At 68.9% G+C, this 6,657-nt stretch carries 4 protein-coding genes and 1 tRNA gene; 4 read left to right on the forward strand and 1 reads right to left on the reverse strand.

From position 1 onward, the window contains the following. Positions 1–4 precede the first annotated feature (4 nt). Genes V7004_RS06835 through V7004_RS06850 form a run of 4 tightly spaced genes read left to right on the forward strand, consistent with a single transcriptional unit; the run spans position 5 to position 6,051 of the window. Complete coding sequence (locus tag V7004_RS06835; RefSeq protein ID WP_334142951.1) at positions 5–1,486, forward strand: extracellular solute-binding protein; 1,482 nt, start codon at positions 5–7, stop codon at positions 1,484–1,486. Between the two features lie 7 nt (positions 1,487–1,493). Next, positions 1,494–2,963, forward strand: a complete 1,470-nt coding sequence (locus V7004_RS06840) for an extracellular solute-binding protein (protein WP_334142952.1) — start codon at positions 1,494–1,496, stop codon at positions 2,961–2,963. A 1-nt stretch (position 2,964) separates the two neighbouring features. Next, positions 2,965–4,419, forward strand: coding sequence for an extracellular solute-binding protein (locus V7004_RS06845; RefSeq protein ID WP_334142954.1), 1,455 nt, complete (start codon positions 2,965–2,967; stop codon positions 4,417–4,419). A 51-nt stretch (positions 4,420–4,470) separates the two neighbouring features. Then, complete coding sequence (locus V7004_RS06850) at positions 4,471–6,051, forward strand: amidohydrolase family protein (RefSeq protein ID WP_334142955.1); 1,581 nt, start codon at positions 4,471–4,473, stop codon at positions 6,049–6,051. Between the two features lie 489 nt (positions 6,052–6,540). On the opposite strand, the gene V7004_RS06855 is transcribed toward V7004_RS06850, so the two are convergent. After that, positions 6,541–6,613 (reverse strand) — tRNA-Glu (locus tag V7004_RS06855). Positions 6,614–6,657 lie beyond the last annotated feature (44 nt).

The following is a 6,657-nucleotide window of genomic DNA, read 5'->3' on the forward strand; positions in this document are numbered from 1 at the left end:
TCTCGTGCGTACTCATCGACCCCGCCGGATCGCCACCGTCACCGCGATCGCGCTGACCGTGCTGGTACTCGGCGCCTGCAGCGGCAGCGGTGGCAATGGTGCCAACAGCGGCTCCGCCGGCACGACCAGCCAGGCCAGCAAGGAGTTGCCGGCCTGCCCGGTCGGCGCGCTCGACGCCGCAACCCAGCCGGTGGAGGTCGTGCTCTGGTACGCCCTCAGCGCCAAGACCGAAGCCACGCTGCAAGCCCAGGTGAAGGCGTACAACGCCTCCCAGCCCCGGGTGCGGGTCCGAGCGGAGAACCAGGGGCCGTCCTACGAGGAGCTGCTCCGCAAGTTCGAGGCGACGTTGCCCACACCGCGAGACCTGCCCGACATCATCGTGAGCGAGGAGACCACGACCCGGTTCATGATCGACAGCGGCACGGTGCTTCCCGCCCAGTCGTGCCTCGACGCCGAGGGCCTCAGCACCGATCCGTTCGTGAAGCCAGCGGTCGACTACTTCTCGGTCGACGGCGTTCTCTACCCGGCCTCGGCCAGCCTCTCGGACATCCTCACCTACTACAACAAGAACCACTTCCGGCGGGCCGGTCTCGACCCGGACAAGCCACCGGCCACGCTGGCCGAGGTGCGGGAGTACGCCGAGAAGATCAAGGCCGCGGGCGTGGTCGACCGTCCGGTGGTCCTCAAGCTCGACTCGTGGTTCCTCGAGACGCAGCTGACCGGCAGCGGCGTGCCGCTGGTCAACAACGACAACGGCCGTGGCAACGGGGAGACGACGGAGGCCGCGTTCGTCGGTCCCGAGGCCCTCGCCGTGCTCCAATGGGTCAAGGACCTCAACGACGCCGGACTCCTCCAAGGCATCGCCGCCACGCCCGGTCAGGTGAACCACTACCTGGCCATGGCCCAGCAGAACGGCTCGATCCTGGTCGAGACCTCCACGGCGGCCACCTCGGTGAAGGCGTTCCTCGGTGGTGACACCAGCGTGGCCGCTGGGCTCGATGCCGGCAACGTCGACCTGGCCGCCCTCGACATCGGCGCCGGACCGGTCTACGGCATCGACGAAGCCGGCAAGGCACAGGTCGGCGGCAATGCGTTCTTCATGCTCAACACTTCCCCGCCCGCCGAGCAGGCCGGCGCCTGGGACTTCATGAAGTGGTGGAACCAGCTCGACCAGCAGGTCGTCTGGCACCTCGAGGGCTCGTATCTTCCCTGGCTGCGAGCAGCCGCCGAGGATCCCCGCATCCAGGCCTTCTGGAAGGACGACCTGGCGGGTCGCTGGCTCGCCATCGCCTACGACGAGATGATCACGGGCATCAACCCGAACTTCCCCGGCCCGCTCATCGGGCCCTACGACCGGTTCCGGGCGGCGATCCGCAAGGCCTTCGACTCCGTGGTGCTGTCGGGCACTGAGCCCCAGACCGCGCTGGACACCGCGGCGTCGGAGATCAACGCCGCCCTCGCGCAGTACAACGACACGAACTTCTGAGCAGCACATGATCCACACCACCCGCCGACCGGCCCTCCTCGCCGTCGCGCTCCTGCTCGCGTCCTGCGGGGGCGGCGGCGATGGGGCTGGAGGCAATGACGTGGGTACGGGTGGCGGCGAACAGGGCGCAACCACGCTCCTCCCTTCGTGCCCGGTGGGTGCGCTCGAGCAGGCCAGCGGGCCGGTGGAGGTGGTGGTGTGGACGTTCCTGCAAGCCAAGACCGGCGAGACCCTGCGGGCCCTGGCCGACCAGTACAACGCGGCGCAGAGCAAGGTCCGGGTGCGCATCGAGAACCAGGGGACCAACAACGATGAGGTGTGGCGCAAGTACCAGGCCGGCATCGGCGCTCGCGACCTGCCCGCCATCGCCATCCTGGACGACACCGTCACCGTCGCCATCGCGGACAGCGGCACGGTGCTCCCTGCGCAGTCCTGCATCGACGCCACCGGCTACGACACCAGCGACTTCCTCCGAGCGGGCATCGACTACTACACCATCGACGGCGTGCTCTACCCGGCCTCGCTCAACCTCTCCGGTGCGCTGCTCTACTACAACCGCCACCACTTCCGGCGGGCGAACCTCGACGTGAACGACACCCCGGCCACCCTGGCCGAGCTCCGGGACACCGCGCAGCGCATCAAGGACGCCGGGGTCGTCGCCACCCCGGTGGTGCTCAACCTCGGGCCACCTCTGATCGAGATGTGGCTGACCGGTGCCGGAGTGCCGATCGTCGACAACGACAATGGCCGGGGCGACAGCATCACCACCCGAGCAGCCTTCGACACCGACACCACGGTCGAGCTCTACACGTGGATCCAGGACATGGTGCGCGACGGCCTGCTCCGAGTGGTGCCCAACACTCCCGGCCAGATCGATCACTACCTCGCCATGGCCCAGCAGAACGCCTCGATGACCATCGAGACCTCCACCGCGGCCACCTCGATCGAGGCATTCCTGAATGGCGACCTGCGAGTCCCCGGGGGCACCGATTATCCAGACATCGACCTGCAGGCCCTCGACATCGGTGCCGCCGCCGTCCCGGGCATCCGCGAACCTGGTCGCCTGCAGATGGGCGGAGGCGCCTGGTACATCACCAACACCACCGCACCAGCGGTGCGAGCGGCCGCCTGGGACTTCATCACCTTCGTCAACTCCGTGCCGAGCCAGGTGCGCTGGAACCTCGAGGACGGCTACCTGCCTTTCAACGTGGCCGCAACACGCGACCCGGCGCTGATCGAATGGTGGTCCACCACGACCTCGGGCCGGTGGCTGGCACTCGCGTACGACGAGCTGCTGAACGGGGTCGACCCGCGCTTCCCAGGTCCGCTGATCGGTCCCCATGACGAGTTCCGGACAGCGATCCGGAACTCGATCGATTCAGTGGTCTTCGCCGGCGACGCGCCCGCGGACGCGTTACGTGTCGCAGCATCCGCCACCACCACGGCCCTTGAGCGCTACCAGGAGGAGGGCTTCTGACATGAGCACGCCAAGACGGTGGATCGCGAGCCTGGCGCTCGCGGCGCTGGTGACGTCCGGGTGCGGCGGCGGCAACAACACCAGCCAGGGGTCCGCCAGCGAGGGGCTGCCCCCCTGCCCGGTCGACGCGCTCGACACGGCCACCAGCCCGGTCGAGGTGGTGGTGTGGCACACCCAGCAGGCCCGGCCCCTCGACGCGCTCCAGCAGCTCGTCCAGCGCTACAACACCTCGCAGAACAAAGTGCGGGTCCGGCTCGAGAACCAGGGCACCAGCTATGAAGAGATCCAGCGCAAGTTCGCCGCCGCGGTGCCGTCGCGCCAGCTCCCCGCGCTGATCATGGTCGACGACACCTTCACCCAGTCGATGGCCGACAGCGGCGTCGTGCTGCCCGCGCAGTCCTGCATCGATGCCGAGGGCTACGACACCAGCGGCTTCGTGGAAACGGCCAAGAGCTACTACACGATCGACGGGGTCCTCTGGCCGGCGTCGGCGAACCTCGGCAACGTCTTGTTCTTCTACAACCGCGACCATTTCCGGGCCGCGGGACTCGACCCGGACCGCACCCCTTCGACGCTGGCGGAAGTCCGTGAGTACGCGGAGAAGATCAAAGCCGCGGGGGTGGTCGACCGGCCCCTGGTGCACGAGTTCTCATCGTGGAAGACGGAGTTCTGGCTCACCGGCGCCGGCTCCGCCGTGGTCGACAACGACAACGGGCGCGGCGGGGGTGAGACCACCGCGGGCACCCTGGCCGGCAACCCGCAGGCCCTCGAGCTGTACACCTGGTTCCAGCAGATGAACGCCGACGGCCTGCTCAACCCCGTGCCGTCGGTCGCCGGCCAGATCGACCAGTACCTGGCGATGGCCTACCGCCAGGCGTCGATGATGGTGGAGAGCTCCTCCGCGGCCACCTCGGTGGAAGCCTTCCTCGGCGGCAACCTCGACCTGTCCCGGATCGGCGCGGACGGGTTCGACCCCAGCCAGCTCAGCGGGCTGGACATCGGCGCGGGGGTGCTCCCCGCACTCGATGCCGATGCGGTCGGCAAGACGCAGATGGGTGGCGCGGCCTGGTACCTCATCGACACCGTGCCCGATCCGGTCAAGGCGGCAGCGTGGGACTTCATGAAGTTCATGAACAGCCCCGAGTCGCAGGCCGTGATGCTCATCGCCGGGTCGTACCTGCCCTACGTGAAAGCCGCGAACGACCTCCCCGAGGTCCGCGCGTTCTACTCGGGCAGCCTGTCGGGGCGCTGGTTGAAGATCGCCAACGACGAGATCGCCGACATCGATCCCAGCTTCCCCGGGCCGCTGATCGGCCCGTACTACGAGTTCCGCGAAGCGGTCCGCAAGAGCCAGGACGCTCTCATCTTCGGCGGCCGTTCACCGGAGCAGTCGCTCGACCAGGCTCAGCAGGAGATCGACGCGGCGATCAACCGGTACAACGACACGGCCTTCTGACCACGACCGCCGGGTCCGCCTGCCGCAGCCGCCCCGCTAGATTCGCTCGACGTGCCCGACCCGCCGCCGGAACACCCGGCGCAGCCGGCCGACCCGACTCGGCGCAAGCTCCTGTTGGTGGGCGGGTTCGCGGCCGCGAACGTGGTGCTGCTGCGAGGCCTGCCCCGGGGCGGGGAACCCGGCAGCGACCAGGTCCGGTTGGAGGTCACCGGAGAACGCATTCCACCCGGACCGCCGGCGATCGACGGCGCCGACCCGCCGCCCCCACCGGGGCACACCTTCACTCTCGTGATCTCCGGCGGGCGGGTGATCGATCCCGCGAGTGGCTTCGACGCGGTGGCCGACGTCGGTATCGACAGCGACCGCATCCGATCCATCTCCACCGAGCCGCTGGTCGGCACGAAGGTGCTCGATGCCACGGGGCTGGTGGTGGCACCGGGTTTCATCGACGTGTTGAGCTACGAGCCAAACCCGTACGGGGTGTGGAACAAGGTGGCCGACGGGGTGACCACCAACCTCGGCATGCACGGCATCAACAACACCGCGAAGGGCTTCTTCGAGTTCTACGGGAGCGACAGCCAGCGGCCCCCGGTGCACTACGGCGGCGCATTCGACAACCCGCACATGCGTGACGTCGAAGCGAAGCTCCCCACCAAAGCGGCCACTCCGGCACAGATCCAGCTTCTGGAGCGAGCGCTGGCGGAGGGCTTCGCCGACGGCTGGATCGGGCTCGACGTAGAGCCCGAGTACACCCCGTGGGTCACCACCGAGGAGATCGCCGCCCTGGCCGGGGTGGCCGCGCAGCACGGTATGCCGGTGTTCTCCCACATCCGCTACTCCTGGCCCGGCACCGCCCAGGAGGGCAGCCTGGCAGCGATCGACGAGCTGCTGGCCGTCGCGGAGCGCACCGGCGCCGCCGTGCACGTCGACCACATCACCTCCATGACCACCCACGTCATGGAGGAAGCCCTGGCTCGCCTCGACGAGGCTCGCTCCCGGGGCGTCGACGTCTCCGCCTGCGTGTACCCCTACGACTTCTGGGCCACGACCCTCGCCTCCGCCCGGTTCGCGGACGGCTGGCAGGAGCGCTTCCGCATCAGCTACAGCGACCTGGAACTGCCCGGCACCGGTGAGCGGCTGACCGAGGACAGCTTCCGCCGCTACCGGGCGGAGAACAAGCTGGTCGCCGCGCACGCCATCCCCGAGTCGGATCTGCGCCTGGCGCTCGAGACCCCCTGGGTGATGATCGGCAGTGACGCGATTCTCGAGGAGGGCGACAACAACCATCCTCGATGCTCGGGAACCTTCAGCCGCACCCTCGGTCGCTATGTACGCGACGAAGGGGTGCTTTCCCTCACCGACGCGCTGGCCAAGATGACCATCCTCCCCGCCCGGCGGCTCGAGGCTCGGGTGCCGGCGATGCGGCGTAAGGGCCGGCTGCAGATCGGGGCGGATGCGGATGTCACGGTGTTCGATCCGGCTACCGTCGCCGATCGGGCGACCATCGAAGATCCCGCACAGCCCTCGGTGGGCATCGAGTACGTGATCGTCGCCGGTCAGGTGGTCAAGGACCGGGCGGGGCTGCGCAAGGATGTCCGTCCGGGACGGCCGGTCACCCCGCAGTCGACCTGAACCTGGCGCAAGCGTTACGGGCACCCGGCAACGTCCACCGGGGGGTGATCAGGGAAGAGCAGCCGAGAGAGTTCCTCGCTGTCGGTGTCGTCCGTGTGAACGACCGTGTGCACCTCGGGCCACATCGCCAGGAGGTCACCGAGCTCGGCCGGCTTCCTCGCCACGTCAACGATCGCCCCTGACACCGAGAACCCACCGTGGCATGGCTCGCGTCCGACATCCTGTTCTCGCTCGACCGGCTCCGCGACCGGCCCGGGGACGGCGAGCGGCCTGGTCGAGCCCACCGGCTCGGTCGGTCGGCCAGGCGGGGCGAGGAACCCGTCAGCGGCGGGTCCCGGCGTGAGGCGCCAACCGCGCCGGCGGGTGTGCCAACTGCCGATTCCCATCACGGCGACGATAGCAGTGACGCCTGACACAGTGGCTGGGAGCAGACCAGTGTGGCGGTCGACCGTCGAGCCCGCGCTCGAAGCGGTCGAGGTCCTCGGCGAGCACCCCGTACGGGATTCGAACCCGTGTTGCCGGCGTGAGAGGCCGGTGTCCTAGGCCGCTAGACGAACGGGGCGGGAACCGGGCCACTCTAGCGGTCGCCGGCGTACGCCCCCAAAG

Source organism: Rhabdothermincola sp., from assembly GCF_036846205.1.
Taxonomy (GTDB): domain Bacteria; phylum Actinomycetota; class Acidimicrobiia; order Acidimicrobiales; family Acidimicrobilacustridaceae; genus Rhabdothermincola.